The sequence below is a fragment of the Variovorax sp. OV700 genome (assembly GCF_900099805.1).
Taxonomy (GTDB): Bacteria; Pseudomonadota; Gammaproteobacteria; order Burkholderiales; family Burkholderiaceae_C; genus Variovorax.
Genome location: NZ_FNDR01000011.1, coordinates 67,126 through 92,313, shown reverse-complemented (window position 1 = coordinate 92,313; position 25,188 = coordinate 67,126). Strand labels below are relative to the sequence as shown.

Annotated in this window: 24 protein-coding genes; 9 read left to right on the top strand and 15 right to left on the bottom strand. The window is 67.6% G+C overall.

Annotated features, from left to right (window positions below):
- On the top strand, window positions 1-1,491 hold the full coding sequence (gene gatB / locus BLR24_RS23140) for an Asp-tRNA(Asn)/Glu-tRNA(Gln) amidotransferase subunit GatB (RefSeq protein ID WP_093021275.1): 1,491 nt from the start codon (window positions 1-3) through the stop codon (window positions 1,489-1,491).
- Between the two features lie 22 nt (window positions 1,492-1,513).
- Here gatB and BLR24_RS23135 read toward each other — a convergent pair whose 3' ends face one another.
- Together BLR24_RS23135 and pyrE are read right to left on the bottom strand one after the other, a co-directional pair.
- Window positions 1,514-2,209 (bottom strand): DUF4124 domain-containing protein, encoded by a 696-nt coding sequence (locus tag BLR24_RS23135; RefSeq protein WP_093021272.1) that lies wholly within the window; start codon window positions 2,207-2,209, stop codon window positions 1,514-1,516.
- An 11-nt stretch (window positions 2,210-2,220) separates the two neighbouring features.
- Window positions 2,221-2,904 (bottom strand): orotate phosphoribosyltransferase, encoded by a 684-nt coding sequence (gene pyrE / locus BLR24_RS23130; protein WP_093021270.1) that lies wholly within the window; start codon window positions 2,902-2,904, stop codon window positions 2,221-2,223.
- A gap of 12 nt (window positions 2,905-2,916) precedes the next feature.
- On the opposite strand from pyrE, the gene BLR24_RS23125 reads away from it, so the two are divergent.
- On the top strand, window positions 2,917-3,720 hold the full coding sequence (locus BLR24_RS23125; RefSeq protein ID WP_093021267.1) for an exodeoxyribonuclease III: 804 nt from the start codon (window positions 2,917-2,919) through the stop codon (window positions 3,718-3,720).
- On the opposite strand, the gene BLR24_RS23120 is transcribed toward BLR24_RS23125, so the two are convergent.
- The 13 genes from BLR24_RS23120 to BLR24_RS23060 all read right to left on the bottom strand — a co-directional run bounded on the left by BLR24_RS23120 (window position 3,721) and on the right by BLR24_RS23060 (window position 16,598).
- Window positions 3,721-4,500, bottom strand: coding sequence for a GntR family transcriptional regulator (locus BLR24_RS23120; RefSeq protein WP_093021264.1), 780 nt, complete (start codon window positions 4,498-4,500; stop codon window positions 3,721-3,723).
- Window positions 4,497-5,168, bottom strand: a complete 672-nt coding sequence (locus tag BLR24_RS23115) for a cysteine hydrolase family protein (protein WP_093021261.1) — start codon at window positions 5,166-5,168, stop codon at window positions 4,497-4,499. The genes BLR24_RS23120 and BLR24_RS23115 overlap by 4 nt, the downstream gene beginning before the upstream one ends.
- A 28-nt stretch (window positions 5,169-5,196) precedes the next feature.
- A complete protein-coding gene (locus BLR24_RS23110) occupies window positions 5,197-6,819 on the bottom strand; it encodes an ABC transporter ATP-binding protein (RefSeq protein ID WP_093021258.1) in 1,623 nt (540 codons plus the stop codon).
- Between the two features lie 7 nt (window positions 6,820-6,826).
- Window positions 6,827-7,519 carry a biuret amidohydrolase gene (locus BLR24_RS23105; RefSeq protein WP_093021255.1) on the bottom strand — a complete coding sequence of 231 codons (693 nt, stop codon included), beginning with the start codon at window positions 7,517-7,519 and terminating at the stop codon, window positions 6,827-6,829.
- 5 nt (window positions 7,520-7,524) lie between these two features.
- Window positions 7,525-8,448 (bottom strand): ABC transporter permease, encoded by a 924-nt coding sequence (locus BLR24_RS23100; RefSeq protein WP_093021252.1) that lies wholly within the window; start codon window positions 8,446-8,448, stop codon window positions 7,525-7,527.
- Window positions 8,445-9,530 (bottom strand): ABC transporter permease, encoded by a 1,086-nt coding sequence (locus tag BLR24_RS23095; protein ID WP_093021249.1) that lies wholly within the window; start codon window positions 9,528-9,530, stop codon window positions 8,445-8,447. Before BLR24_RS23095 ends, BLR24_RS23100 begins: the two co-directional genes overlap by 4 nt.
- A 19-nt stretch (window positions 9,531-9,549) precedes the next feature.
- Window positions 9,550-10,668: a BMP family ABC transporter substrate-binding protein gene (locus BLR24_RS23090; RefSeq protein WP_093021246.1), complete on the bottom strand. Its 1,119-nt coding sequence runs from the start codon at window positions 10,666-10,668 to the stop codon at window positions 9,550-9,552.
- 53 nt (window positions 10,669-10,721) lie between these two features.
- Window positions 10,722-11,102 (bottom strand): oxalurate catabolism protein HpxZ, encoded by a 381-nt coding sequence (hpxZ, locus tag BLR24_RS23085; RefSeq protein ID WP_093021243.1) that lies wholly within the window; start codon window positions 11,100-11,102, stop codon window positions 10,722-10,724.
- Window positions 11,099-11,932, bottom strand: coding sequence for an ABC transporter ATP-binding protein (locus BLR24_RS23080; RefSeq protein ID WP_093021240.1), 834 nt, complete (start codon window positions 11,930-11,932; stop codon window positions 11,099-11,101). The genes hpxZ and BLR24_RS23080 overlap by 4 nt, the downstream gene beginning before the upstream one ends.
- Window positions 11,929-12,762, bottom strand: a complete 834-nt coding sequence (locus tag BLR24_RS23075; RefSeq protein ID WP_093021237.1) for an ABC transporter permease — start codon at window positions 12,760-12,762, stop codon at window positions 11,929-11,931. Before BLR24_RS23075 ends, BLR24_RS23080 begins: the two co-directional genes overlap by 4 nt.
- A 2-nt stretch (window positions 12,763-12,764) precedes the next feature.
- On the bottom strand, window positions 12,765-13,769 hold the full coding sequence (locus BLR24_RS23070; protein ID WP_093021234.1) for an ABC transporter substrate-binding protein: 1,005 nt from the start codon (window positions 13,767-13,769) through the stop codon (window positions 12,765-12,767).
- 17 nt (window positions 13,770-13,786) lie between these two features.
- Complete coding sequence (atzF, locus tag BLR24_RS23065; RefSeq protein ID WP_093021231.1) at window positions 13,787-15,496, bottom strand: allophanate hydrolase; 1,710 nt, start codon at window positions 15,494-15,496, stop codon at window positions 13,787-13,789.
- Window positions 15,497-15,734: 238 nt separating this feature from the next.
- Window positions 15,735-16,598: a M48 family metallopeptidase gene (locus BLR24_RS23060; RefSeq protein WP_093021228.1), complete on the bottom strand. Its 864-nt coding sequence runs from the start codon at window positions 16,596-16,598 to the stop codon at window positions 15,735-15,737.
- 58 nt (window positions 16,599-16,656) lie between these two features.
- On the opposite strand from BLR24_RS23060, the gene BLR24_RS23055 reads away from it, so the two are divergent.
- The 7 genes from BLR24_RS23055 (at window position 16,657) to BLR24_RS23025 (ending at window position 25,183) form a co-directional block, all read left to right on the top strand.
- The gene (locus BLR24_RS23055) at window positions 16,657-18,042 is read left to right on the top strand and encodes an AmpG family muropeptide MFS transporter (protein ID WP_093021225.1); all 1,386 of its coding nucleotides are present in this window, start codon (window positions 16,657-16,659) and stop codon (window positions 18,040-18,042) included.
- 144 nt (window positions 18,043-18,186) lie between these two features.
- Window positions 18,187-19,389 carry a beta-ketoacyl-[acyl-carrier-protein] synthase family protein gene (locus BLR24_RS23050; protein WP_175543333.1) on the top strand — a complete coding sequence of 401 codons (1,203 nt, stop codon included), beginning with the start codon at window positions 18,187-18,189 and terminating at the stop codon, window positions 19,387-19,389.
- Entirely contained in the window at window positions 19,386-20,228 is an 843-nt protein-coding gene (locus BLR24_RS23045; protein ID WP_093021222.1) for a beta-ketoacyl synthase chain length factor, read from the top strand. Before BLR24_RS23050 ends, BLR24_RS23045 begins: the two co-directional genes overlap by 4 nt.
- 6 nt (window positions 20,229-20,234) lie before the next feature.
- Window positions 20,235-21,941: an NAD(P)/FAD-dependent oxidoreductase gene (locus tag BLR24_RS23040; protein ID WP_093021219.1), complete on the top strand. Its 1,707-nt coding sequence runs from the start codon at window positions 20,235-20,237 to the stop codon at window positions 21,939-21,941.
- Entirely contained in the window at window positions 21,938-22,660 is a 723-nt protein-coding gene (locus tag BLR24_RS23035; protein ID WP_093021216.1) for a response regulator transcription factor, read from the top strand. Before BLR24_RS23040 ends, BLR24_RS23035 begins: the two co-directional genes overlap by 4 nt.
- 4 nt (window positions 22,661-22,664) lie before the next feature.
- The gene (locus BLR24_RS23030; RefSeq protein WP_093021530.1) at window positions 22,665-23,861 is read left to right on the top strand and encodes an ATP-binding protein; all 1,197 of its coding nucleotides are present in this window, start codon (window positions 22,665-22,667) and stop codon (window positions 23,859-23,861) included.
- Between the two features lie 59 nt (window positions 23,862-23,920).
- Window positions 23,921-25,183 carry an O-antigen ligase family protein gene (locus BLR24_RS23025; protein ID WP_093021213.1) on the top strand — a complete coding sequence of 421 codons (1,263 nt, stop codon included), beginning with the start codon at window positions 23,921-23,923 and terminating at the stop codon, window positions 25,181-25,183.
- Window positions 25,184-25,188 lie beyond the last annotated feature (5 nt).

Here is a 25,188-nt window from a genome sequence, read left to right as displayed (position 1 = left end):
ATGAGCGAACCCGTGAATACTTTCGAAGCACAACAACAAGGCCGCCCGACCGGCCCGCTGGTGCGCGGCTATGAAGTCATCATCGGCTTCGAGACGCACGCGCAACTGTCGACCGCGAGCAAGATCTTCAGCCGCGCCTCCACCGCCTTTGGCGCCGAGCCCAACACGCAGGCCTCCGCGGTGGATCTGGCCCTGCCCGGCACGCTGCCGGTGATGAACAAGGGCGCCGTCGAACGCGCCATCAAGCTGGGCCTGGCGCTCGGCTCGCACATTGCGCCGCGCAGCGTGTTCGCGCGCAAGAACTATTTCTACCCCGATCTGCCCAAGGGCTACCAGATCAGCCAGTACGAGATTCCGGTCGTGCAAGGCGGCTCTGTCTCGTTCTTCCTGGGTGAAGAAAAGAAGACCGTGCGCCTGGTGCGCGCCCACCTCGAGGAAGACGCGGGCAAGTCGCTGCACGAAGACTTCGTCGGTCAGAGCGGCATCGACCTGAACCGCGCCGGCACGCCGCTGCTGGAGATCGTGACCGAGCCCGACATGCGCTCCACCGCCGAGGCCGTGGCCTATGCGCGCGAGCTGCACAAGATCGTCACCTGGATCGGCATCTGCGACGGCAACATGCAGGAAGGCAGCTTTCGCTGCGACGCCAACGTGTCGGTGCGCAGGCCCGGCGAAAAGCTCGGCACGCGGCGCGAGATCAAGAACCTGAACAGCTTCAAGTTCATGCAGCAGGCGATCGACTACGAGATCAACTCGCAGATCAACGAGCTGGAAGACGGCCGCAAGATCGAGCAGGCCACCGTGCTGTTTGACCCCGATACCGGCGAGACGCGCACCATGCGCACCAAGGAAGACGCGGCCGACTACCGCTACTTTCCCGACCCCGACCTGCCGCCGCTGGCCATCGAGCCCGAATGGATCGAGCGCGTGCGCGCCACCATGCCCGAACTGCCGCGCGCCATGGCCGAGCGCTACGTGCGCGACCACGGCATGTCCGAATACGACGCGGCGCAGCTCACGCAGAGCCCCGCGCTCGCGCGCTACTTCGACGACGCGGTGAAAGCCGGCGCCACGCCCAAGCTCGCAAGCAACTGGATCACCGGCGAGATGGCGCGCCGCCTGAACGCACAGGAAATCGGCATCGAGGCCGCGCCGGTCACGGCGCAGCAGCTGGCCCAGCTGGTGAAGCGCATTGCCGACGGCACGCTGCCCAACAACGCCGCGCGCCAGGTGTTCGACGCTCTGTGGACCGGCGAAGGCAGCGACGTGGACGCCATCATCGAAGCCAAGGACCTGAAGCCCATGAGCGACACCGGCGCGCTCGACAAGATCCTGGACGAGGTCATTGCCAAGAACCAGAAGAACGTAGACGAATACCGCGCCGGCAAGGAAAAGGCCCTCAACGGCCTCGTGGGCCAGGTCATGAAGGCCAGCGGCGGCAAGGCGAACCCCGCCCAAGTCACCGAACTCCTCAAAGCCAAGCTGGCCTGATCGGCCGCCCTCCGGCGGCGAGCTACTTGCCGCCGCCGTTCTGGGGAGACCAGAGCTGCCTGAGCCGCCCGCGCTCTTCGTCGAAGCGCGCGTTCACGCGCTTCTTCTCGTCTTCCTGCTCGCCGATGAAGCGGTTCTGCACCGCCACGCTCTGCGTGTTGTCCTCGAGCTTGCGGCGCACCGCGCCCGGCGCCTTGCTGACGTCGTGCTTGTAGAACTCGAGCTCCTCTTCGACCCTCTTGCGGTCCTCGGCGAGTTCCTCCAGGCGCTTCCTGGCCGCCTGGATCACCGCATCGATCTGCACCAGCGCCTCGCCTCGCTCGCGGTCATGCACCGTGGCGTTGGGATAGCGCACCAGCAGTGCGCGCTCGCGCCGGCGCTCGTCGAGCTGGCGCGCAGCCTGCAACGCCGCTTCGCGGGCGCGGTCTTCACGCTCGGCCAGCTCGCGGGGGGTATACGTCGGCTCGACGCGCCGGCGCGTGGTGCCGCTCGGATTCAGTTCGCGCTGCTCGCGGTCGGTGCATTCGGCAATCGGACGGTCGGCCGTGAGGGTGCGGCCGCGAGCGTCGGTGCAGGTGTAGATACTGGCGGGTGCCTGCGTTGCAGGCTGCGCCGGCACTTCGGCGGGCAACATCAGCAGCACCGCCGTCATCGACAGCAGCAGCGCCGCCGCGGCGAGCGGCCGCACGGTCTGGTTCTCGAGCTTGCGCACAGGCATGGGGGCGGACCTCAGCGGGCGCCGTAGCGCGTGCGGTAGGCCAGCACGCGCTCCCGGTGCGCACCCAGGTCGGCGGTGGCATGGCCCGATAGGTAGTTCAAGAGGTCGTCGAGCGTGGCAATAGCCACCACCGCCAGGCCCAGCTGGTTGCGCACGTACTGCACGGCGCTGTGGTCCACGTCCACGCCGTTCTCGGTGGCTTTTTCCTGCCGGTCGAGCGCAATGGCCACGGCGTGCGGCGTGGCGCCCGCGGCCTCGATGGCGGCGATCGATTCGCGCACCGCGGTGCCGGCCGACATCACGTCGTCGACGATCAGCACCCGGCCCTTGAGCGGCGCGCCCACCAGGTTGCCGCCCTCGCCGTGGGCCTTGGCTTCCTTGCGGTTGTAGGCAAAGGGATAGTTGCGGCCGCGCCGGGCCAGTTCGGCGGCCACCGTGGCGCCCAGCGGAATGCCCTTGTAGGCGGGGCCGAAGATCATGTCGAACTCGACACCGCTCTCGATCAGCCGGTCTGCATAGAATCCGGCGAGCCGCGCGATCTTGGCGCCGTCGTCGAAGAGGCCCGAATTGAAGAAATAGGGGCTCAGCCGGCCGGCCTTGGTCTTGAACTCGCCAAAGCGCAGCACGCCCGCGTCGAGTGCAAACTGGACGAAGTCCTGCGCCACCGCACTGCTTTCCACACCATCTACAGCCATCGGAATTTCCTTGTGTTCAAACTGACCAGCCTCAATCTCAATGGCCTGCGTTCGGCCGCCACGAAAGGGGTGGCGGACTGGGTGGCCGAACTTGCGCCGGATTGTATTTGCATGCAGGAAATCCGGGTCCAGGCGAGCGACATCGAGGGTCGCTTCGAAGAAATGGCAGGCCTCAAGGGCCACTTTCATTTCGCCGAGAAAAAGGGCTACGCCGGCACCGCGATCTACACAAAACACGCGCCCAGCGACGTGGTCGTGGGTTGGGGCGACGCCGAATTCGACGCCGAAGGCCGGTATCTCGAACTGCGCTTCGACACGCCGGGGCGCAAGCTGTCGATCATCAGCTGCTATTTTCCGAGCGGCAGTTCGGGCGAGGAGCGGCAGGAAGCCAAGTTCCGCTTCCTGAAGGGCTTCTTCCCCCACCTCGTCGCCCTCAAGAAGGAGCGCGAATTCATACTCTGCGGTGACATCAACATCGCGCACAAGGAGATCGACCTCAAGAACTGGCGCGGCAACCAGAAGAACAGCGGCTTCCTGCCAGAGGAGCGCGCCTGGATGACGCGGCTGCTCGACGCCGGCACCGACGGCGCGGGCCTGGTGGACGTCTACCGCATGCTCAAGCCCGAGACCACGGCCGAGGCCTACACATGGTGGAGCAACCGCGGCCAGGCCTACGCCAACAACGTGGGGTGGCGGCTCGACTACCACCTGGCCACATCGGCGCTCGGCGCCCTGGCGCGCACCGAGCAGATCTACAAGACCATCAAGTTCAGCGACCACGCGCCGATCACGGTCGAGTACGACTTCACGCTCTGATCAGCGCGGCGCGGCCGTCTTGCCCGCATGCCGCGCCAGGTGCACTTGGTGCAGCGTGATCTTGCGCACCTCGGCCTGGCTGGTCTCGATGTGCGCGCGCAGCAGCATCGCAGCCTGGTCTCCTCGATTGGCGCGAATGGCCTTGAGGATCTTCGCGTGCTCCTCGTAGGTGGCGTCGATGCGCGGCTGCTGGGTAAAGTCGAGCCGGCGGATGATGCGGATGCGGTCGGTCACGTCGCTGTGGACGCGCGCCATCTCGGCGTTGCCCGCGGCAGCCACGAGCGCGCAATGAAAAGCCTCGTCCCATTGCGCCACCTGCGCGGTGTCGCTGCTGCGCTGGGCAACCGGCACCAGCCAGATATCGGCCAGCGCGTCGAGCAGGCTGCGGTCGACGCGGCGGTCGGCTTCGCACAAGCGGTGCACGGCGGTGGTCTCCAGCACCATGCGCAGGTCGTAGAGCTGCTCGAACTGGTCGAAGTCGAACGGCAGCACGCGCCAGCCGCTGCGAAACAGCACTTCGACAAAACCCTCCTGCTGGAGGCGGAACAGGGCCTGGCGCACGGGCGTGCGCGAGACGCCGAGCCGCTCGCTGATCTCGTTCTCGGTGAAGCGGTCGCCGGGCACGAGGATGAAATCGGCCACGTCGCGCTTGAGCTGCGCGTAGACCTCGTCGGCGCGTGTACGAAAAACGGTTGCGTCGGCAGCAGCGGGAGCGGCGGATGCGGATGAAGCGGAGCGGGAACGAACGGTAGGCACGTATGGAATGGTAGTCGCTGTCATTGCCCGCTGCGAAGCGCCGCCAGCAACGCGGCGCTCGGCGCGGTCCAGCCGACGATACCGCCCTGGGCGCGGACCATGTCAAGCGTGGCGGCCTTGAAGGCCGGAAAGTAGCTCTCGGTGCAGTCTTCGAGCAAGAGGCAGTCGTAGCCGCGGTCGTTGGCTTCGCGCATCGAGGTCTGCACGCACACTTCGGTGGTGACGCCGCCGAACAGCAGGTGCGTGATGCCGCGCTGTTGCAGCAGTTCATGCAAGCCGGTGGCGTAGAACGCGCCCTTGCCGGGCTTGTCGATGACGATCTCGCTGCCGATGGGCGCGAGCGCCTCGATGATCTGGTTGCCCGGTTCGCCCGCCACGAGGATGCGGCCCATCGGGCCTTCGTCGCCGATGCGCAAGGCGGGGTTGCCGCGGTTGCGCTTGGCGGACGGGCAGTCGGAGAGATCGGGCTTGTGCGCCTCCCGGGTGTGCACGACGAGACCGCCTGCTTCCCGCCATGCTTGCAGCGCCGTCTTTGTCGCGGGAACGATCGCTTCGAGCAAGGACACGTCGTTGCCCAAGGTTTCGCCGAAGCCGCCGGGTTCAATGAAGTCGCGCTGCATGTCGATGAGGACCAGCGCGGTGTTCCTGATCTCGAACTCGTAGGGGAAGGGGATGGCTTCTTCTATGCGCATGGTTTTGCTCTTTGATTCAAAGGGCCGCTCATGCCGCAGCCTTCAGTGGCTCGTGGTGCCCACCGCCCATGTGCGCCCCGATCACATGCCTTTCGGCGCCTGCGGCCGAGGTTTCGAACACGATCCGTCCCTCGCTCATCACGACGATGCGGTCGGCCAGTTCCAGCAGTTCGTCGAGGTCTTCGCTGATCAGCAGCACCGCCCCGCCCTTCTCGCGCACCTGCACGATGCGCTCGTGGATTTCGGCCACGGCGGCGAAGTCGAGGCCGAACACGGGATTGGCCGCGATCAGCACATTGATGTCGCCTGCGAGTTCGCGTGCCAGCACCGCGCGCTGCACGTTGCCGCCCGAGAGGCTGCGAATCGCGGCGCCCTCACCTTGCGTCTTGACCCCGTATTCGGCAATCCATTCGCGCGCTCGGCTGCGCCAGAACGGAAAATTCAACACGCCGCCACGCGACAACGGGGGCCTGTCGAAATCACGCAGCGCCATGTTCTCCGCCACGCTGAGGTCGCCCACGCAGGCATTGCGCAGGGGCTCCTCGGGCAGGCTGCGCACCTTGAGGCTGCGGTTCTCTGCGCGACGTGCGCTGTAGGGCTGGCCCATGACGCTCACCTTGCCGGCGAGACGCGGGCGCTGCCCGACCAGCGCCTCGACCAGCTCGCGCTGTCCGTTGCCCGAGACGCCCGCCACGCCGAGGATCTCGCCCGCGCGTACGGAAAGTGCCAGGTCGTGCAGCGCCAAGGTGCCTCGGTCGCCTTGCGCCTTGAGTCCTTCGACCTTCAATGCAATGGGCGCCGCAGCGGGCACGGGCTTTCTGGCGACAGGTGATGCAGCCGGTGCCGAAACCGCAGCGTCCTCGCCGCCCATCATGGCCCCTGCCAACCGCGCCGGGCTCGTGTCCGCCACGCGGCAATGGTGCACCGCCTTGCCGCGTCGCAGCACCGTCACGCTGTCGGCATACGCCATCACCTCGCGGAACTTGTGCGTGATGATGAGTACGGTGCACAGGCCGCTCTTCGCGAATTCGCGCACATGGCCCAGCACTTCGTCGGCCTCCTGAGGCGTAAGCACCGAGGTCGGTTCGTCGAGGATCAGGAGGCGCGGCTTCAGGTAGAGCTGCTTGAGCAGTTCGAGCTTCTGCTTCTCGCCCGCCGCAAGCTCCGATGGCCGCACGTCGAGGTCGAGGCTGAAGGGCGTGGTCGCCAGAAAGGCCTTGAGCTCGGCCCGCTTCGCCTTCCAGTCGATCAGCGCCGGTGTCTTGCCGCCCGCGAGCAGCAGGTTCTCGGCCACCGTCATGCCCGGCGCCAGCGTGAAGTGCTGGTAGACCATGCCAATGCCGAGTGCGCGCGCCACGATGGGGTTGGCAATGTCCTGCTCGCGGCCGTCGATCAGGATGCTGCCTTCCTCCGCGCGCTGGAAGCCGGCCACGCACTTGACCAGCGTGCTCTTGCCCGCGCCGTTCTCTCCGAGCAGCGCATGCACCGTGCCGGGCTCGACGTGCATCGTCACGCGGTCCATCGCAGTGAAGGCGCCGAAGCGCTTGGTCAGCTCGTAGGTGTCGAGCGCGAGCGCGCCGCTGCCGCTCGGCAGCGCGCCAATGGCGTGGGGAGCGTGCGGAGCATGGGCGGCGGCGGGAGAAGGGGTCATGGCCGCATCAACCCAGCGCGCTCAACAGCGCCTGCGACGGCGCGTGCGCACCGAACACGCCGCCCTGCATCGTGATCATCTTCAGTGCCGCCAGGTGGTTGCCGTGGTCGGTGGCGGCGGTGCAGTCGGACAGCAGCAGGCATTCGAAGCCGCGGTCGTTGGCGTCGCGCATCGTCGTGTGCACGCATACGTCGGTGGTGATGCCCGCGAGAATCAGGTTCTCGATGCCGCGCGTGCGCAGGATCAGCTCCAGGTCCGTTGCATAGAACGAGCCCTTGCCTGGCTTGTCGATCACCACCTCGCCGGGCAGCGGGGCAAGTTCGGGAATGATCTCCCAGCCCGACTCGCCGCGCACCAGGATGCGCCCGCACGGCCCGTCGTCGCCGATGCCCACGCCGCCGGCGCCAATCTGCCGCGAACGCCAGCGTTTGTTGGCGGGCAGGTCGGCCAGGTCCGGCCGATGGCCTTCGCGCGTGTGGATGATGTGAAAGCCCAGTGGCCGCAGCGCTGCAAGCGTGCGCGCGATGGGCTGGATCGGCGCCTGCACCAGCGAGAGGTCGTAACCCATCACGTCGACGTATCCGCCCTTGCCGCAGAAGTCAGTCTGCATGTCGATCACGATGAGCGCAGTGTTGTCGGGCCGCAGCGCGCCGTTGTAGGGCCAGGCATAGGGCTCGGCGGCAATGTGGCGGGCGATCATGGCATTCAGCTCCTTGTCGATGAAAGTTCGCCGGGGCTTCCGGCGGCTGCCGTGCCCGGCTTGCAGGTGAGCACCAGGATCACCAGCGTGAGCACATAAGGCACGGTGTTGAACAGGTGGTAGCCCCAGCCGACGCCAATGGACTGCAGCGCAGGTCCGATGGCGCCCGCGCCGCCGAAGAGCAGCGCCGCGCCGACACAGCGCAACGGGCTCCAGCGCGCGAAGATCACCAGTGCCACCGCGATCAGGCCTTGGCCGCTCGAAATGCCTTCGTTCCAGCTCCCTGGATAGAACAGCGTGAGCGACGCGCCGCCCAGCCCGGCGATGAAACCGCCCGCCGTCGTCGCGGCAATGCGCAAACCCGAAACCGAGTAGCCGAGCGCGCGCGTGGCCTGCGCCGAATCGCCGGCCATGCGCACGAGCAGGCCGGCGCGCGTGCGGGCAAAGCCCCACCAGAGCAGCACGGCCAGCACCACGCCCAAGGGCACCAGCGCATTGAGCTGCAAGGCGGAGCGCACCACCGGGTTGTCGCTCCAGAAGCCGAGCGGTATGGCGGGAATCTGCGGCGCCTGCGGCTGGATGAGCGGCTTGCCCAGGTAGAACGCGAGCCCCGTGCCGAGCAGCATCAGGGCGATGCCCGTGGCCACGTCGTTCACGCGGTCGAGCGAACACAAGAGGCCGTGCAGCAGCGCAAGCAGCGCGCCCGCCACCGCGCCGATCAGCACGCCGAGCCACGCCGAATCGGTGAGATACGCGCCGCCGAAGGCCGCCATGGCCGACAGCACCAGCACGCCTTCGAGCCCGAGGTTGATGCGGCCCGATTTTTCGGTGAGGCATTCGCCCAGGCTCACGAACAGGAAGGGCGCGCCGACGCGCAAGGCGCCGCCGACGATGCCGGCCACCAGGGCGATCCACTGGTCCGCGGTCATGGGACAGCCTCCGCGCCGCGCACTGCGGCATCCGCCTTGGGAGCGGCCCTGCGGCTCATCAAGGCTTTCCAGTCGACCATGCGCAGCCCCTCGCTCGCGAGAATGAGCACGAAGGCGATGCCCTGCAGCACCAGCACCGAGGCGTCGGGCAACCCAAGACGGCGCTGCAGCAGGCTGCCGGCCGCACCGAAGCCGCCGAAGAGAATCGCTACCGGCACGATCGCCACCGGGTTGTGCCGCGCGATGAAGGACACGAGGATGCCCGCATACCCGTAGCCCGCGATCAGCGAGGCATTGGCGTTGGTGTGCACCGCCGCCACCTCGACCGCGCCCGCGAGCCCCGCGCAGGCACCGCCCAAACCGCAGGCGCCGAGGATGAGCCGCGTGGCCGGCAGGCCCACGAGCTGCGCGGTGCGGGGATTGCCACCCACCACGCGCACCGAAAAGCCCGAGGCCGTGGCGCGCAGCCACCACCCGAGCGCGAGGCACGCCACCACGCCGATGGCCAAGCCCCAGTGCACGTCGGAACCGCCGATGCCGCCGATCAGCAAGCCGGAGTCGAGCGCATAGGTCGAGGGTTTGTTGAGACTCGCCGGGTCGCGCAGCGGCCCTTCGACCAGGTGCTTGAAGATGCCGATCGCGATGTAAGCCAGGAGCAGGCTGCTGATGGTTTCGTTGATGCCGCGGTACTGGCGCAGCCAGCCCGCAAGAACGATCCACAGCGCGCCGGCCAACGCACCGGCAAGGCAGACCATCACCGTCCCCGCCATGTTGCCGGGCAGCGGCACCGCATGCGCGAGCGCAGCCGCTGCCAGGCCGCCCAACACCAGCGCGCCTTCGCCGCCGATGACGATGAGACCCGCGCGCGCGGGCAGCGCCACGCACAGGGCAGTGAGCATCAGCGGCGCGGCGCGCTGCAAGGTGTTCTGCCACGAGAACCAGTCGCCGAACGCGCCCTTGAACAGCGTCGCCCAGACCTCCACCGGATCGACCCCGGCAAAGGCCACCATCACGCCGAACAACAGCAGCGCCGCCGTAATGGCGAACACCGGCAGGGCGAATTCCTTGAGGGCGTGGCGCATGGTGATGAAGACGCCGGTATCAGGCCGAACCGATGACGCCTTCGACGAGGTAGTTCATCTTTTCCAGCTCGAGGTCGGTCTGCTTGAGCACCTTGCCGGCCGGCACCACGATCGCGCCTTTGTTGTCCTTGATGCCGTCCTTGAAGATGTCGAAGGTGCCCGCGATCATCTTGGCCTTGATCTCGTCGGCCTGCTTCTTCGCGGCGTCCGGCACCATGGGGCCGTAGGCGGACATCTTCACGTAGCCTTCCTTCAGGCCGCCGCGCAGGAAGTTGGGGTGCGGCTTGCCGCTTTGCGCGGCTTCGATGGCGGTCTTGTAGGCCGTGAGCCAGTTCCACTCGGCACCGGTGAGGTAGGCGTTTGGCGCCAGCTTGGCCTGGCTCGCGTGGTAGCCGCAGACCATCTTGCCGCGTTTGGCCGCCGTCTCGACCACCACCTTGGGGCCGTCGACGTGCATGGTGAACACGTCGCAGCCCTGGTCGGCCAGGCTGTTGGTGGCCTCGGCTTCCTTCACGGCCATCGACCAGTCGCCCGTGAAGATCACGCTGCAGGTGATGTTCGGCTTGACCGAGCGCGCACCGAGCGTGAAGGCGTTGATGTTGCGCAGCACCTGCGGAATGGGCTTGGCGGCGACGAAGGCGATCTTGTTGCTCTTGGTCATGTGGGCCGCGATCACGCCGTTCAAGAACTGGCATTCGTCGATGTAGCCGAAGAAGCTGCCGGCGTTCTTGGGGTGCTTGCCTTCGGTCCAGAGGCCGCCGCAATGCGAGAAGCGCACATCGGGGTTCTTGGACGCCACCGCGAGGATGTGCGGATCAAAGTAGCCGAACGAGGTGGGGAACAGCAGCTTGGCGCCGTCCTGCGAAATCATGCCGGCCATGGTCTTCTGCACGGCCGCGGTCTCGGGCACGTTCTCTTCTTCGACCACCTTCACGCCGGGCAGCTTCTTGACTTCGGCCGCGGCCATGGCGTGCGCCTGGTTGTAGCCGTAGTCGTCGCGTGCACCGACGTAGATCACGCCGACGGTCAGCGGCTTGGCCTGCGCACCGGCAAGGGCGCTCCAGCCCCCCAGCGTGCCGGCGGCGCCGAGCGCGGCCAGGGATTTGAGGGAATCGCGGCGATTGATGGGGCTGGTCATGACGTTCTCCGATCTTGGATACAAGGTGGGGTGCAAAAAATGTGCCTGCGTGTTCAGTCCATCAGGCTCACGTGCGCGGCGACCACGCGCCAGCCGTCGGCGGTGCGCAGCCAGGTCTGGCTCTGGCGGCCGGTCTGGCGGCTGCCTTCGCGGAGGAACTCGACGTTGGCGGTCGCAAAGTCGCGGCCGTAGGTAGTGATCACGGTCCGCAGCAGCTCGCGCGGCGGGCTCTGCACCGGCAACGACGCACGGAAGGTGCTGATGTCGGCGTGGCCGTAGTGGGTCTCCGAGAAGCCGTAGCGCAACGTGTGCGGGCTGTTCCAGAACAACTCGTCGAGCACTTCGCGCTGGTTGGTGACCAGCGCTTCTTCATACCGCGCGAACACTGCGGTCACTTCGGCAAGCACCTCGGGGATGTTGACCTCCGGGGTCATCTGCGAACCTCGCGCTGGAAGATGTCGAGGCTGAGCTTCTTCATTGCGACGAAGCTGTCGCTGCTCAGCGTTTCCAGCGTGCGCGGCCGGGCATCGCCGTAGCGCAGGATCTCCGCCACCTTGGTTGGCCGCTTGGTCAAAAGCAGCACCTCGTCGGCCAGATACACGGCCTCTTCGAGATCGTGCGACACCAAGAGCATGGTGGTGCCGGTCTGCATGAACACCTCCTGCAGCTTCTCGCGGATGAAGAGCGTCATCTCGAAGTCGAGCGCCGAGAACGGCTCGTCGAGAAACAGCACCTCGGGGTTGGGCGCGAGCGCCCGCATGATCGATGCGGTCTGCTGCTGGCCGCCAGAGAGCTCGTACGGAAAGCGCTTCAGGTCGAACTTGACGTCGAACGACGCCACCAGCTCTTCCATGCGGCGGTCGACCTCGGCCTTGCTGCGCCCTTCGAGCTTCAGCGGATAGGCGATGTTGTCGATGGTGCGCATCCACGGGAACATCGCCTCGCGGTAGTTCTGGAACACGTAGCCGATCTTGGTGTCCTTGCGCTGCTTGCCGTCGAACAGGATCTCGCCCGAATCGATGGGAACGAGCCCCGCGATCATGTTGATGAGAGTGGACTTGCCGCACCCGTTGGGCCCGAACACCGAGACGATGCGGTGCTTGGGTATGTCGAGGTCGAAGTTTTCGTACAGCGGCCAGCCCGCAAAGTACTTGGTAAGGCCGCGAATCGTAATGTGGGTGCCGGCCGGACCGGGCTTGAAGACGGGCTTGGGCACATCGGCATACACCGGGCCGTTGACGACGATGTCGGGTGTCACTTTCATCTTCCGCTCCAGTGCACGATGCGGCGCTCGGCAACCAGGAAAAGGATGTTGAGCGCATAGCCCAGTGCGCCCGCCGCGAGGATGGCCGCGTACATGCTCTTCACGTTGAGCACCTGCTGCGCATCGATGATTCGATGGCCGAGGCCGGTGTCGGAGCCGATGAACATCTCGGCCACGATGACGATCACCAGCGCCATCGACACCGCCGAGCGCAGCCCGACGAAGCTGGGCTGCAGGCTTTCCCACACCAGCACGTCCTTGAAGATCTGCCAGCGCGAGGCGCCCATGACGCGCGCGGCCATCACGCGCTGCTTGCGAGCATTGATCACGCCGTAGGCACTGTTGAACACCACGATCAGCAGCGCGCCGAAGGCCGCGATGGCCACCTTGTTGACGTCGGACACGCCAAAGATCAACAGGAACAACGGAATCAGCGCGGACGACGGCGTGGAGCGGAAAAAGTCGATCAGGAACTCGACGCTGCGGTAGGCCTTCTCGTTGCTGCCGAGCAGCACGCCCAGCGGCACGCCGACCACCGCCGCAATCGCGAAGGCCTGCAGCGTGCGCCACACGGTCATTGCGAAGTCGGTGAGCAGCGGCCCGCCCGCAAGCCCCGTGATGAGCGCCGCAACGGTGTCGGCGGGGGTGGGCAGCAGGATCGGCTTGATGAAGCCGAGCCGCACCGCCAGGTCCCACACGATGAACAGCACCACGGGTCCGATGAAGGGCAGCAGCCGGTCGCGCAGCGGGGGCTTGGGTACCGCCGCCGCGTTGGCGCCGGGGGCCGGCGGTGTCCACGGCGCGGCCGAGGTCGTGCTTGCGTCGGCCATGGTCAAGCCTTGTAGAGCAAGCCGTCCACCAGCACCTTCTTCTCGAAGATGCCTTTCTCGGTGAACAGGTCGTAGAACTTCTGGAAGTACGCCACGTCGCTCGGCTTGAACTCGTTGTAGAGCATGTAGGAGGCGAGCGGCACTTCGGCCGTAAGGCTGCCTTCGATGGCGGTGTAGCCCTTCATGTGCTGGCGCGCGTCGTCGGGCTTGGTGCGCACCAGTTCCACGCCGCGGGCGTAGGCGGCGATGTATTTCTTTGCCACGTCGGGGTTCTTCTTGATGAACTCGCTGGTGAGGCTGGCCGCGCCGCCATGCCATGGCGCCATCGGGTCGCCGAGGATGTACTTGGCGACCACGCCGGCCTCGATGACGCGCGTGGTGCCGTTTATGCGGCCGACGGTGCCGGTGGGTTCGAGCGTGTAGCAGGCGTCGACCTGCCCTGCGACGAGCGCGGCTACGTGCTGGCCGATGGGAAGCTCGCTCACCGTGGCGCCCTTGGCGCCGGCGCGTTCGAGCATGGTCTTGCACAGGGTCACGTTCTGGATGCCGGGGCCGGACGCGATCTTCTTGCCGGCCAGCTCGGCCATGGTCTTGATCGGACTGTCCTTGGCGACGATGAATTCGTCGAGCACAAACTTGGCGTTGCTCGGGTTGGTGCAGAAGATCTTGAAGAGGCCCGGCTGCGCGATCTCGCCGATGGCGAGGTTTGCGGAGCCGGTGCCGTTGGAGCTGCCGTCGCAACGGCCCGCGAGCATGCCTTCCATGACCTGCTGCGCGCCTGCGAACTTGAGCGGCTCCACGTCGAGCCCTGCTTCCTTGAAGTAGCCGCGGTCCACCGCCGCAAAGAAGGGCAGCCCCGCGGCCACGGGCCAGAAGCCGATGCGGATCTTCGGTGCGGTTTGCGCGCGCACGATGGCGGGCGCGGCCAGCACGGCCAGCCCCGCGGCGCCGGCCTGCAGCAACTGGCGGCGCGACGCGGCGGCGGGCGATTTCTCAGGGATGCGCATGAAGACTCCTCGATCGGTCAGGTTGGAATGGCTTGGGAAGCGGTGCGGCTCGCGATGTAGGCGCGCCAGCCGCCGTGGCGGCTCACGTCTTCCGCATTGGCCAGTGCATGGCCTTCGCAGATGAAGCCGTGCACCCAGCTGCCGTCCTCGAGTTCGACGCTGCCCAGGCCCAGCGGGGGCGGAATCAGGGCCAGGAAGCTGCCGACCTGCGCGAGGGGAACGGACCACACTTCGAGCACGATGGCCGTTCCGCCGGTGGCGCTGCGCTGCAGCCCCGGCTTGGGCGGCACGGTGCCCGGCAAGGCATGCAGGCTGTAGCGGGGCGAAGTGGTGGTGGCGCGCAGCAGCTTGGCGCCGCGTTCGGTGAGCTGCGCGTTGAGCGGCATGCCCGAAAGATGCGCGCCGACCACCGCAATGGCCATGGTCTGCACCGCCGGAGCACCCAGGCCCGGCACGGGCTTCGGTTCGGGCAGCGGCAATCCCGTGGCGCCCTGCGGAAGGCCCGTGGCGTGGTGATAGCGCTGGCCCAGATCGGCCAGTGCGAGATCGCTGCCGCAGGGGCCGATCAGGGTGATGCCGAAGGGCAGGCCGTCGGCGCGGATCGCGCTGGGCACCGAGATGGCGGCGTAGTCGAGCAGGTTGACGAAGTTGGTGTACGCGCCAAGGTTGCGATTGAGCACGACCGGGTCGGCGCGCATCTGTTCGCGCGTGTAGTGTGTGGGCGCGGTCGGCACCAGCAGTACGTCGATGCCGCGCCACATCGGCTCAGCCTGCTGCGCGAATGCGCGCAACCGGGTTTGCGCCTCGAACACGTCGGCAGCGTCGTAGCCGCGGCCGCTCTCGAGAATGCCGCGCACCGGTTCGATCACCTGGGAGCCGTGCGCATCGAAGAACTCGCGCACCGCGGCATAGCGCTCGGCCACCAGCGCGCTTTCATAGAGCAGCGCGGCGGCTTCGGCCAGCGGCGCGTAGGGAATGGTCACTGCCGTGCCGCCGAGCGCGACAAGCCGCGCCTGCGCATCGCGGAAGGCTTCTTCGGCCACGCTGTCGCCGAAGAAGCTCAGCGTGTCGGGCACGCCGAACCGGAAGGCCGAGGGGAAGGGGTCGCTGCGCAGCGCGAGCTCGCGCGAATAGGGGTCGCGCGCGTCGGGTCCGGCAGCCGCCAGGAGCACGTCGACGGCCAGGGCCACGGTGCGCGCGAAGATCGACACGCAGTCCGCACTCTGGGCGGCAGGCACCACGCCGAAGGCGCTCAGCAAGCCGCGCGAAGGCTTGATGCCGACGATGTTGTTGAGCCCGGCAGGCACGCGGCCCGAGCCGGCGGTGTCGGTGCCGAGCGCGAAGTCGACCTCGCCCGCGGCCACCACGTAGGCCGAACCCGAACTGGAGCCGCCCGAGACGTAGCGCGGATCGAAGGCATTGGGCACTTCGCCATAAGGAGAGCGGGTGCCGTTCAGGCCGCAGGCGAACTGGTCGAGGTTGGTCTTGCCGAGCAGCGATGCACCGGCATCGAGCAGTTTCTGCACCACCGCCGCATGGGCCGAGGGCCGGCGGTCGAAGGTCGGACAGGCGGCCGTAGTGGACACGCCTGCCACGTCGATGTTGTCCTTGACGGCAAAGCGCAGGCCGGCGAGCGGGCCGCTGCCGGTGTCCGCGCCGGGCATGGGCTGCGCAAAGCGCGCGATCCAAGCTGCGGCGGCCGATCCGTTTTTTTCATGCACCATCATCAGGCATCCAAACTTGTGTACAAGTCGAGATGCAAGCAATGTGCCAGGGGCGATCGACCCTCTTTCAACGCCGTGGTGGAGGAATTACTCCCTCTCCCTCTGGGAGAGGGTTGGGGTGAGGGCTCCGTGCCGCCGATGAAGCGCGGCTCATATATGAAGGCTGCTGCCCTCACCCCCGCCCTCTCCCGGAGGGAGAGGGAGTCAGACAGTCAGTCCCGCTCTCTTTTAGAAGAGGTGGTCAGCCCCGCTTGGCTTCCCTGTAAAGCTTCTCCACCTTCGGCAGATTGGCTTCGAGCTGCTGGATCCGATCCGGCCCGCTCGGGTGCGTAGACAGGAAACTCAGCCCGCCCTGGTTCTTGGACGCCGCGGCCATCTTCTTCCAGAGCGACACCGAGGCCTGGGGGTCGTAGCCCGCGCGAGCCGCGAGCTCCAGGCCCACGAGATCGGCCTCGGTCTCGTCGCCGCGGCTGAACTTCAGCGTGAGCAGCTGCGTGCCGGCACGGGCCGCCAGGTCGCCCATCTGGCCGAGGCCCAGCAGCTGCGCACCGATGGAGAGCGCGGCGCCGGTGCCGGCGCTCTTGGCCAGGCGGGCACGCGCATGCTCGCGCAGCGCATGGGCCATCTCATGTCCCATCACCATCGCAACCTCGTCGTCGCTGAGCTTGAGCTGCTCCAGGATGCCGGTGAAGAAAGCGATCTTGCCGCCGGGCATGCAGAAGGCGTTGATCTGCTTGCTGCCGATGAGGTTGACCTCCCATTTCCATTGGCGCGCCCGCGTGTTCCACGGCGTGGCGAAGGGAATCAGGCGGTTCGCGATGGTGCGCAGCCGCTGCAGCTGCGCGTTGCCGTCGCCGGCAAGCGCCCCCTTGGCGCGCGCCTTTTCGAGCAACTGGCCGTACTGCTGCACGCCGGCGGCCTCGATGCGGTCGGCCGGCACCAGATTGCGTACCATCGATGCATTGCCCACGTTCACCTGCGCCAGCGCCGGCCCGGTGAGCACCGCGCCGGCCGCCGCAAGCAAAAAAGCCCGCCGCGGCTGCCAAGCCGAGGCGCGGAAAGCCAAGGCCGCGGAAGGAGGGAGAGGCTCGCATCGTGTGCACATGCGCGGATCATAGGAACAATTGCCGACAAAAAGACGGCTCGGCGCCAGGCGCGCCCTCATGGACAATCCGTGGCTCATGTCTGCCCAGCCCGCCGAAACTTCCACCGCCCCCTCCCTGCCCTGGCGCGACGCGCTGAAGGTCTATCTCGAGCCCGCCACCCTGCGCATGCTGGCACTCGGCTTTTCCGCCGGGCTGCCGCTGCTGCTGGTGCTGGGCACGCTGAGCTTTCGGCTGCGCGAGGCGGGCATCGACCGCACCACCATCGGCTACCTGAGCTGGGTCGGCCTGGCCTACGGCTTCAAGTGGGTCTGGGCGCCGCTGGTCGACCGGCTGCCGCTGCCGCCGCTCACAACGCTGCTCGGGCGCCGGCGCGGCTGGCTGCTGCTGGCGCAGGCGCTGGTGATCGTGGGGCTGGTCGGCATGGCGCTCAACGACCCCCGCAACGGCCTTACGCCGCTGATCTGGTGCGCACTGCTGGTGGCCTTCGGTTCGGCCACGCAGGACATCGCGCTCGACGCCTTCCGCATCGAGTCGGCCGAAACGCGCAAGCAAGCCGCGCTCGCCGCCGCCTACCAAACCGGCTACCGGCTCGCGATGATCTGGGCCGGCGCCGGCGTGCTGTGGGTCGCGGCCTGGGCCGAGGTGGCTCCGGCGGCGGCCGTCACCGGCGCTGCGGCCTACCAGAACGGCGCCTGGAAAACGGCCTACCTGGTGATGGCGGCCTCGATGGCGGTCGGCGTGCTCACGGTGCTGCTGTCGCCCGAGCCCGTGCGGCGCGTGCTGCCCAAGGCGAAGAATGCCGCCGAATGGCTGCAAAGCGTGCTGATCGAGCCCTTTGCGGACTTCATCCGCCGCTACAAGTGGCAGGCCGCGCTGATCCTCTCGCTGATTGCGATCTACCGCATCAGCGACGTAGTGATGGGCATCATGGCCAACCCGTTCTACGTGGACATGGGCTTCACCAAGGACGAAGTGGCCACGGTGAGCAAGATCTATGGCGTGGTCATGACGCTGGCGGGCGCCTTCGTGGGCGGCGTGCTGTCGATGCGCTTGGGCGTGATGCGCGTGCTCATGCTGGGCGCGGTGCTCAGCGCCGCGAGCAACCTGCTTTTTGCCTGGCTGGCCTCGCGCGGGCACGACCTGACGGCGCTGATCGCGGTGGTGTCGGCCGACAACCTGGCCGGCGGCATTGCCTCGGCGGCTTTCATCGCCTACCTGTCGAGCCTCACGAACATCAGCTACTCGGCCACGCAGTACGCCCTGTTCAGCTCGCTGATGCTGTTGCTGCCGAAGTTCATTGCCGGCTACTCCGGCGTGTTCGTCGACGCCTACGGCTACGCCCAGTTCTTCACCGCCACCGCCCTCCTGGGCGTGCCGGTGCTGCTGCTGGTGGCGCTGGCCGCCCGCATCACCACGACCACAGGCCCCGCCGAGCGTCAATAGAGCACGGGCCTTATAGGAAAAGAGCTGACGCGGCCCGGCCCGCTCAACTGGTAGGCTTTCACAATTCGTTTACCTTTCCGGTTACCTTTCGCCTCGCTGATACAAAAGCGTTTTTCACCTTCCGCCTGCCAACCAACAAGCAACGTGCCGCCCCGCATTTCTCCTCTTCAGATCAGCGCCTTCACGGCCACATCGGCCGTCGGCGTCGGCAAGGAGCCGCTCGCCGAGGCACTCGCTCACTCGCGCAGCGGCCTGCGCGCCAACGATTTCGGCGATGCGCCCCTGCCCACGTGGATCGGCCGGGTCGACGGGCTCGAAGACATCCGCCTGCCGGAAGCCCTGGCTTCCTGGGACTGCCGCAACAACCGTCTCGCCTGGCTGGGCCTGCATGCGGACGGGTTTCTTGAAGCCGTGGCCGCCGCGCGGGCCAGGTACGGCGCCTCGCGCATCGCGCTGATCCTGGGCACCTCGACGTCCAGCATCGGCGAAACCGAGCTCGCCTACACGCAGCTCGATGCCGATGGCCTCTTTCCCGAGAACCAGCGCCGTGCGGCGGTGCATACGCCGCATTCGCTGGCCATGTTCGTGCAGCAGGTGCTCGGGCTCACCGGCCCCAGCGAGACGATTTCCACCGCCTGCTCGTCGAGCGCCAAGGTGTTTGCCTCGGCCGAGCGGCTGATCCGCCTCGGGCTGGCCGACGCCGCAGTGGTGGGCGGGGTCGACACGCTGTGCGGCAGCGTGCTGTTCGGCTTCAACTCGCTCGAGCTGGTGTCGAACGAACCGTGCCGTCCCTTCGACGCCGGCCGCAAGGGCATCAGCCTGGGCGAGGCGGCCGGCTTTGCGCTGGTGGAACGGGTGCAGGACGAGGCGGGCGCGCCGCTGCGGCTGCTCGGCTACGGCGAAGCCAGCGATGCGCACCACATGTCCACGCCGCACCCCGAAGGTTTGGGCGCCGAACGGGCGCTGGACGAGGCGCTGGCACGCGCGGGCCTGGCGCCCGACGCCATCGACTACATCAACATGCACGGCACGGCGAGCCAGAAGAACGACGAGGTCGAAGGCGCGCTGGTGGCGCGGCGCTTCCCGGCGCGCACCCATGCCAGCTCGACCAAGGGCTTCATGGGCCACACGCTGGGCGCGGCGGGCATCGTCGAATCGGTGATCAGCCTCCTGGCCATCGAACGCGGCCTGATGCCGGGCACCGTGAACACGAACCAGCTCGACGCGGGCTTCGGGCCGCAGATCAGGCTGCAGCCCGCGCACGGCGAGGTTCGCTACGCGCTGACCAACTCTTTCGGCTTCGGCGGCAATAACTGCTCGCTGGTGTTCGGCAAGGCTGCGGTATGACCGTCACCCACCAGGCTCCGAAGCCCCCGACTCTCTACATCGAAGGCCCCGCCTTCTGGACGCCCACCCTGCCGGGATGGGACGCCGCCCGCGCCGCCTTCCGCGGCGAAGGCACGCTGGCCGATCCGCCCGCCAAGCGCCCGTCGCCCCAGGTGCTGGCGCCCGCCGAGCGCCGCCGCGCGCCCGACACCGTGGCCCTCGCGCTCGAGGTGGCCGCCGCCTCGATGGCGGGCTCGGGCCGCAATGCCGCCGACGTGCCCTGCGTGTTCGTGTCGGCGCACGGCGATCTCTCGATCAACGACTACATGTGCAGCACGCTGGCCACCGATCCCACGGTGCTCTCGCCCACGCGCTTTCACAACTCGGTGCACAACGCGGCCGTGGGCTACTGGACCATCGGCACCGGCTGCATGGCGGCCAGCAACTCCGTCTCGGCCTACGAAAACAGCTTTGCCGCCGGCCTGCTCGAAGCGGCGGTCCAATGCGCGGCCGACCAGTCGCCGGTGCTGCTGGTGGGCTACGACACGCCCACTGTGGGTGCGCTGACCTCCGTGACCGACAGCCAGGGCCTCCTGGCCGTGGCGCTGGTGATCGCGCCCGAGCGCACTGCGCGCACCGTGGCCTCGCTCGATTGGTCGCTGCAAGAAAACGACGGCGGCGTGCCGGCGCCCCTTTCTTCCGATGCCGCGAAAACGCTGGTGCACATCAATCCGATGGCCCATGCGCTCGGCCTGTTCGAATCGCTGGCGCGCGTGGAGGACGACCCGCCGCCGCTCGAGCTGCCGCTGTCTTCTTCCACCCTTTCGCTGCGGCTGCAACTGCGGCCGATCCGGGACTGAAGCTCCATGACCGGCACTGCGCAACGATGTGACGCAGTGATCATGGGCGGCGGGCTCGCGGGGCTGACCCTGGCCCTGCAGCTGAAGCAGCGCTTCGAAGACATCGATGTGCTGGTGCTCGAACGGCGCAGCCATCCGGTGCCGCACGCGGCCCACAAGGTGGGCGAATCGTCGGTGGAGATCGGCGCGCACTACTTCGACACGGTGCTCGGCCTCAAGCCCCACATGGACAGCGCGCAGCTGCGCAAGTTCGGCTTTCGCTTCTTCTTCAGCGAAGGCCGGCGCGACATCGACCAGGTGACCGAGATCGGCGCCAGCCGCTACCTGGCCGTTCCCAGCTACCAGATCGACCGCGGCATCTTCGAGAACTACCTTGCCCAGGAGGCCGTGCGGCGCGGCGTTCGCTTCGACGATGCCGCGCTGGTGCGCCGCGTCGATCTGGCCCAGGGCGCCGATGCGCCGCACCGCCTGGAGTGGTCGCGCGGCGACGAAACCCACAGCGCAGAGGCGCGCTGGCTGATCGATGCGTGCGGCCGCGCCAGCCTGCTCAAGCGCAAGCTCGGGCTCGCAGAGGCCAACGCGCACGGCGTGAACGCCGTGTGGTTCCGCATCGGCGAGCGCATTTCCATCGACGAATGGAGCGACGACACGGTCTGGCGCGGACGCTGCGATCCCCAGGCGCGCTGGCTCTCGACCAACCACCTGGTGGGCGCCGGCTACTGGGCCTGGCTGATTCCGCTGGCTTCGGGCTCGCACTCGGTGGGCATCGTGGCCGACCCGAAGCTGCATCCGCTCGACACCATCGACACCTTCGAAAAAGCCATGCAGTGGTTTGCCACCTACCAGCCGCGGCTTTTCGACGCGCTCGACGGCAAGCGGCACCTGCTGCAGGACTTTGCCTTCCTCAAGCACTTTTCGCATGGCTGCAAGCAGGTGTTCTCGGGCCAGCGGTGGGCGTTGACGGGCGAGGCGGGGTTGTTTCTCGACCCCTTCTATTCGCCCGGCAGCGACTTCATTGCGATCAGCAACACCTACATCACCGACCTGGTGGCGCACGACCGCGCGGGCCGCTCGCTCGAAGCGCGCGCGCAGCTCTACGACCAGATCTACCACTCCTTCTACGAAAGCACGCTGGCGCTCTACCAGGACCAGTACCCGCTGTTCGGCGACCCCGAAGTGCTGCCGGTGAAGGTGATCTGGGACTACGCCTACTACTGGGGCGTGCTCTCGCAGATCTTCTTCCAGCAACGGCTCACCGACCTGATGCTGCTGGGCAGCCTGAAGGAAGAGCTGCAGCACTGCCAGCGCCTGAACCTGGCGGTGCAGCAACTGATGCGCGCATGGTCCGCCGCCAGCCCCCGGCGCAACGCCCCGGTCATGCTCGACCAGGCCGCCATGCCGTGGTTCGCCGAACTCAACCGCAGCCTCAAGGACCAGCGTCTGGATGACGCCGCCTTCAAGGCGCGCATCCGGGCTTCGACCTTTCAGCTGCACCAGCTGGCCGGCGAAATCCTGGCGCGGGCGCGCGCGGACAATGCGGAGCTGGCCGGCTGCAACCTTCCTGCCATCCTCGAGGAAAGCATGACTACGCCGCCTGCCGATGCACCGGCTGGCCCCATGCTTTTCGCGGCACCCCCGGTTGACATCCGGACGCCGGGTTTACCCAACTTTACGGAGCGTTCAAGCCCCGTTGCCCCCCGTGGACGACCATGAAGCGCATGAGCACCCCCCAACTCCTGATGATCGAAGACGACGCCCGCCTGGCACACATGGTGGGCGAATACCTGACGCAGTCGGGATTCCTCTTCTCGCATGCCGGCGACGGCGCCAGCGGCCTCGAGCTGCTGCAGCAGCACGCGCCGGACCTGGTGATCCTCGACCTGATGCTGCCGGACACCGACGGCCTCGAAATCTGCCGCCGCATCCGGTCGCTGCCCGCCCCCGCCTCGAAGGTGTCGGTGCTGATGCTCACCGCCAAGGGCGACCCGATGGACCGCATCATCGGCCTGGAGATCGGCGCCGACGACTACCTGCCCAAGCCCTTCGAGCCGCGCGAGCTGCTGGCACGCATCCGCGCGGTGCTGCGCCGGCGCAGCGAGAACACCACCGACACCGAAGCCAGCACGGTGATGCGCTTCGGCACGCTCGAGATCGACCGCAACGCGCGCACCGTGTCGGTGGGCGGCGCGCTGGCCGACCTCACCTCCTACCAGTTCGACCTGCTCGTGGCCATGGCCGAGCGCGCGGGCCGCGTGCTCACCCGCGACCAGATCATGGAAGCGGTGCGCGGCCGCGAGCTCGAAGCCTTCGACCGCTCGATCGACGTGCACATGGGCCGCATCCGCGCCGCGATCGAAGTCGACGCCAAGAACCCGAAGCGCATCCTCACCGTGCGCGGCGTGGGCTACGTCTTCGCCAAGCAGCAAGATTGATTTGATGCTTCGCAACCTGTATTCGCGCCGCCTCTACGTGCGCATCTGGCTCGCGGTGGTGGGCGGCGTCGTCATCCTCACGCTGATGGCCAACTGGATCGTGCGCGAGGCGGCGGAGGCCGAGCGCGAGCGCCTGGCGCCGGTGCCGCGCAACGTGGTGGTGCTCGACGCGCAGGACCGGCCCATTGGCAGCGGCAAGGCCCTGCGGGTGCCGGGCCAGGGCCTGGAGTTCGACGTGACGCTGAGCGACGGCAAGGCCATCACGCTGCGCGTGGCGCCGCGCGACCGCCCCCCCGGCGGCGGGTTCGCACCTTGGCGCACGCCCTTCGGGCTGGGCTGGATGATCGCGCTCGTGGGCATTGCCGTGGCCCTGGGCGTGTACCCCATCGTGCGCCGGCTCACCCAGCGGCTGGAAACATTGCAGCGCGGCGTGCAACGCTGGGGCGAGGGCGATCTCTCGGTGCGCGTGACCGAAGAAGGGCAGGACGAAGTGGCTGATCTCTCCAAACGTTTTAACGCGTCGGCCGAACGCATCGAAAAACTGGTGCGCTCGCATAAATCGCTGCTGGCCAACGCATCGCACGAGCTGCGCTCGCCGCTCACCCGCATCCGCATGGGCCTGGAGCTGATGGGCGAGCGCCCGAGCCCCGCCGCGCGCGACGAGATCTCGCGCAACATCGGCGAGCTGGACCAGCTCATCGACGAGATCCTGCTGGCCAGCCGGCTCGATGCGAGCGAGGCCGACATGGGCACCATCGAGGCGGTCGACCTCACGGGGCTCGCGGCCGAGGAGTGCTCGCAGGTGGATGCCGAGCTTGACCTGGTGGAAGGCACCGACAACGCCAAGCTCACGGTGCCGGGCGTCTCACGCCTGCTGCGCCGCGCGATCCGCAACCTGCTGGAGAACGCACGCCGCTATGGTGCGGGCGAAATCTCGGTCGAGCTTGGCAGCGCCAACGGCTTTGCCACCGTGCGCGTGAACGACCGGGGCCCGGGTGTGCCGGCGGCCCTGCGCGAGCGCATCTTCGAGCCCTTTTACCGGCTCCCCGGCGCCAGCGAGCGCAATGGCGGCGTCGGCCTCGGGCTGGCGCTGGTGAAGTCGATCGCCGAACGGCACGGCGGCAGCGTGCGCTGCGAGGAGCGCCCGGGCGGTGGCGCGAGCTTCGTCATCCGGCTGCCGGCGGCAAGCGGCGCCGTCTGAGCGGACGCGGGGCGCCCAGTCAGGTTGGGCCAGCAGGCCCAACCTAAAATCCCGCCCCTATGCAGAGATCGCACATCGTCAGGCCCGCGGCCATGTTCTGGGGGCTGGTGGTGTTCATGCCCGTCGGCGTCACCTACCTTTCGGCCCTGCTGCTGCTCGCCACCATGGGGCTGGCCGGCGGGTTGCGCGAACGCTTCGCGCGGCTGCGCGCCAACCCGCTGTGGTGGCCGGTGGTGGCGTACCTGGCCTGGACTTTCATCGTGCTGGCCTTCGGGCCGCACTACCCCGAGACGGGATCGAACCTGTTCCACGGGCTGCGCATCGGCCTCACAATCTTGATGGCCATGGCGCTCACGCGCGAGGAAGCGATCTGGGCGCTGCGCGGCTTCCTGTTGATCGCGGCGCTGAATGTCCTGCTGATCTTGGCCCATTACGCCATCGGTTTTCCGATCTGGTCGCCGCTGCGCGCGGTGGTCATGGAGGTGGGCAACAAGTCGATCAGCAACGCGCTGCTCTTCAGCGTGGTGGCGTCTACGGCTGCCGTGTGGGGCATTGCGCAGATCGCCGCGCACAGGCCGCTGCGCGCCATTCCCGCCTTCGCGCTGGTGCTCGGGCTGGGCCTGGTGGTGGCGCTGCCGCTGACCTCGCGCACCTCGGTGCTCGCGCTGATGCTGGTGATTCCGGTGGTGTGCATCCACCAATGGCGCAGCCACCTCAAGATGCTGGTGAGCGCGCTGGTGCTGGGGGCCGTGGTGCTGGCGGCGGCGCTGTATCAGCTGCCGCAGCTGCAGCACAAGGTCGAGACCGGCGTGGAGGAAATCGAGAAGGCGCAGGCCGGCGAGATCTTCAAGGGCAGCTGGGTCATCCGCTACTACATGTACCGAGACACAGGCCTCATGATTGCCGACCGGCCGCTCACCGGCTGGGGCATCGGCGGCTGGACCGACCAGTGGCACAAGCGCGGGCCGGTGCTCTTTGCCGACTCGAACATGCCGCACAACGACTTCCTGTGGGTCGGCGCGCAGGGGGGCCTTCCGGCCTTGCTGAGCCTGCTGGTCATCATGGCCGGCGCCGTCTGGCAGGCATGGAAAAGGCCTGACATCGCGGGCCGCTACGCGCTCGCCGCCACGCTGATCGCGCTGATCGCGTCGAGCGTGAACTCGGCAATGCGCGACGCCCAGATCGGCCTGGCGCTGCTCTGGATCGCGATGGTCTACCTGCGGCTCGCGCAGGAACCGCGGGATGCGCAACCCTGGCGCGACCTGTGGCCGAGCCGCCGCATCGCAGCGGCGCTCGATGAGGCCCCGCCGCAAGCCAGCTAGCTAGG

Excerpts from the sequence above, each read along its gene's own strand:
- BLR24_RS23035 (WP_093021216.1), top strand. The coding sequence starts at position 21,938 with ATGAAGCGCATGAGCACCCCCCAACTCCTGATGATCGAAGACGACGCC.
- BLR24_RS23080 (WP_093021240.1), bottom strand. The coding sequence starts at position 11,932 with ATGAAAGTGACACCCGACATCGTCGTCAACGGCCCGGTGTATGCCGAT.
- BLR24_RS23030 (WP_093021530.1), top strand. The coding sequence starts at position 22,665 with ATGCTTCGCAACCTGTATTCGCGCCGCCTCTACGTGCGCATCTGGCTC.
- BLR24_RS23110 (WP_093021258.1), bottom strand. The coding sequence starts at position 6,819 with ATGACCCCTTCTCCCGCCGCCGCCCATGCTCCGCACGCTCCCCACGCC.
- BLR24_RS23105 (WP_093021255.1), bottom strand. The coding sequence starts at position 7,519 with ATGATCGCCCGCCACATTGCCGCCGAGCCCTATGCCTGGCCCTACAAC.
- pyrE (WP_093021270.1), bottom strand. The coding sequence starts at position 2,904 with ATGGCTGTAGATGGTGTGGAAAGCAGTGCGGTGGCGCAGGACTTCGTC.
- BLR24_RS23040 (WP_093021219.1), top strand. The coding sequence starts at position 20,235 with ATGACCGGCACTGCGCAACGATGTGACGCAGTGATCATGGGCGGCGGG.
- BLR24_RS23055 (WP_093021225.1), top strand. The coding sequence starts at position 16,657 with ATGGACAATCCGTGGCTCATGTCTGCCCAGCCCGCCGAAACTTCCACC.
- gatB (WP_093021275.1), top strand. The coding sequence starts at position 1 with ATGAGCGAACCCGTGAATACTTTCGAAGCACAACAACAAGGCCGCCCG.
- BLR24_RS23135 (WP_093021272.1), bottom strand. The coding sequence starts at position 2,209 with ATGCCTGTGCGCAAGCTCGAGAACCAGACCGTGCGGCCGCTCGCCGCG.
- BLR24_RS23115 (WP_093021261.1), bottom strand. The coding sequence starts at position 5,168 with ATGCGCATAGAAGAAGCCATCCCCTTCCCCTACGAGTTCGAGATCAGG.
- BLR24_RS23045 (WP_093021222.1), top strand. The coding sequence starts at position 19,386 with ATGACCGTCACCCACCAGGCTCCGAAGCCCCCGACTCTCTACATCGAA.
- BLR24_RS23075 (WP_093021237.1), bottom strand. The coding sequence starts at position 12,762 with ATGGCCGACGCAAGCACGACCTCGGCCGCGCCGTGGACACCGCCGGCC.
- BLR24_RS23060 (WP_093021228.1), bottom strand. The coding sequence starts at position 16,598 with ATGTGCACACGATGCGAGCCTCTCCCTCCTTCCGCGGCCTTGGCTTTC.
- BLR24_RS23025 (WP_093021213.1), top strand. The coding sequence starts at position 23,921 with ATGCAGAGATCGCACATCGTCAGGCCCGCGGCCATGTTCTGGGGGCTG.
- BLR24_RS23100 (WP_093021252.1), bottom strand. The coding sequence starts at position 8,448 with ATGACCGCGGACCAGTGGATCGCCCTGGTGGCCGGCATCGTCGGCGGC.
- atzF (WP_093021231.1), bottom strand. The coding sequence starts at position 15,496 with ATGATGGTGCATGAAAAAAACGGATCGGCCGCCGCAGCTTGGATCGCG.
- BLR24_RS23120 (WP_093021264.1), bottom strand. The coding sequence starts at position 4,500 with ATGACAGCGACTACCATTCCATACGTGCCTACCGTTCGTTCCCGCTCC.
- BLR24_RS23090 (WP_093021246.1), bottom strand. The coding sequence starts at position 10,668 with ATGACCAGCCCCATCAATCGCCGCGATTCCCTCAAATCCCTGGCCGCG.
- hpxZ (WP_093021243.1), bottom strand. The coding sequence starts at position 11,102 with ATGACCCCGGAGGTCAACATCCCCGAGGTGCTTGCCGAAGTGACCGCA.
- BLR24_RS23095 (WP_093021249.1), bottom strand. The coding sequence starts at position 9,530 with ATGCGCCACGCCCTCAAGGAATTCGCCCTGCCGGTGTTCGCCATTACG.
- BLR24_RS23070 (WP_093021234.1), bottom strand. The coding sequence starts at position 13,769 with ATGCGCATCCCTGAGAAATCGCCCGCCGCCGCGTCGCGCCGCCAGTTG.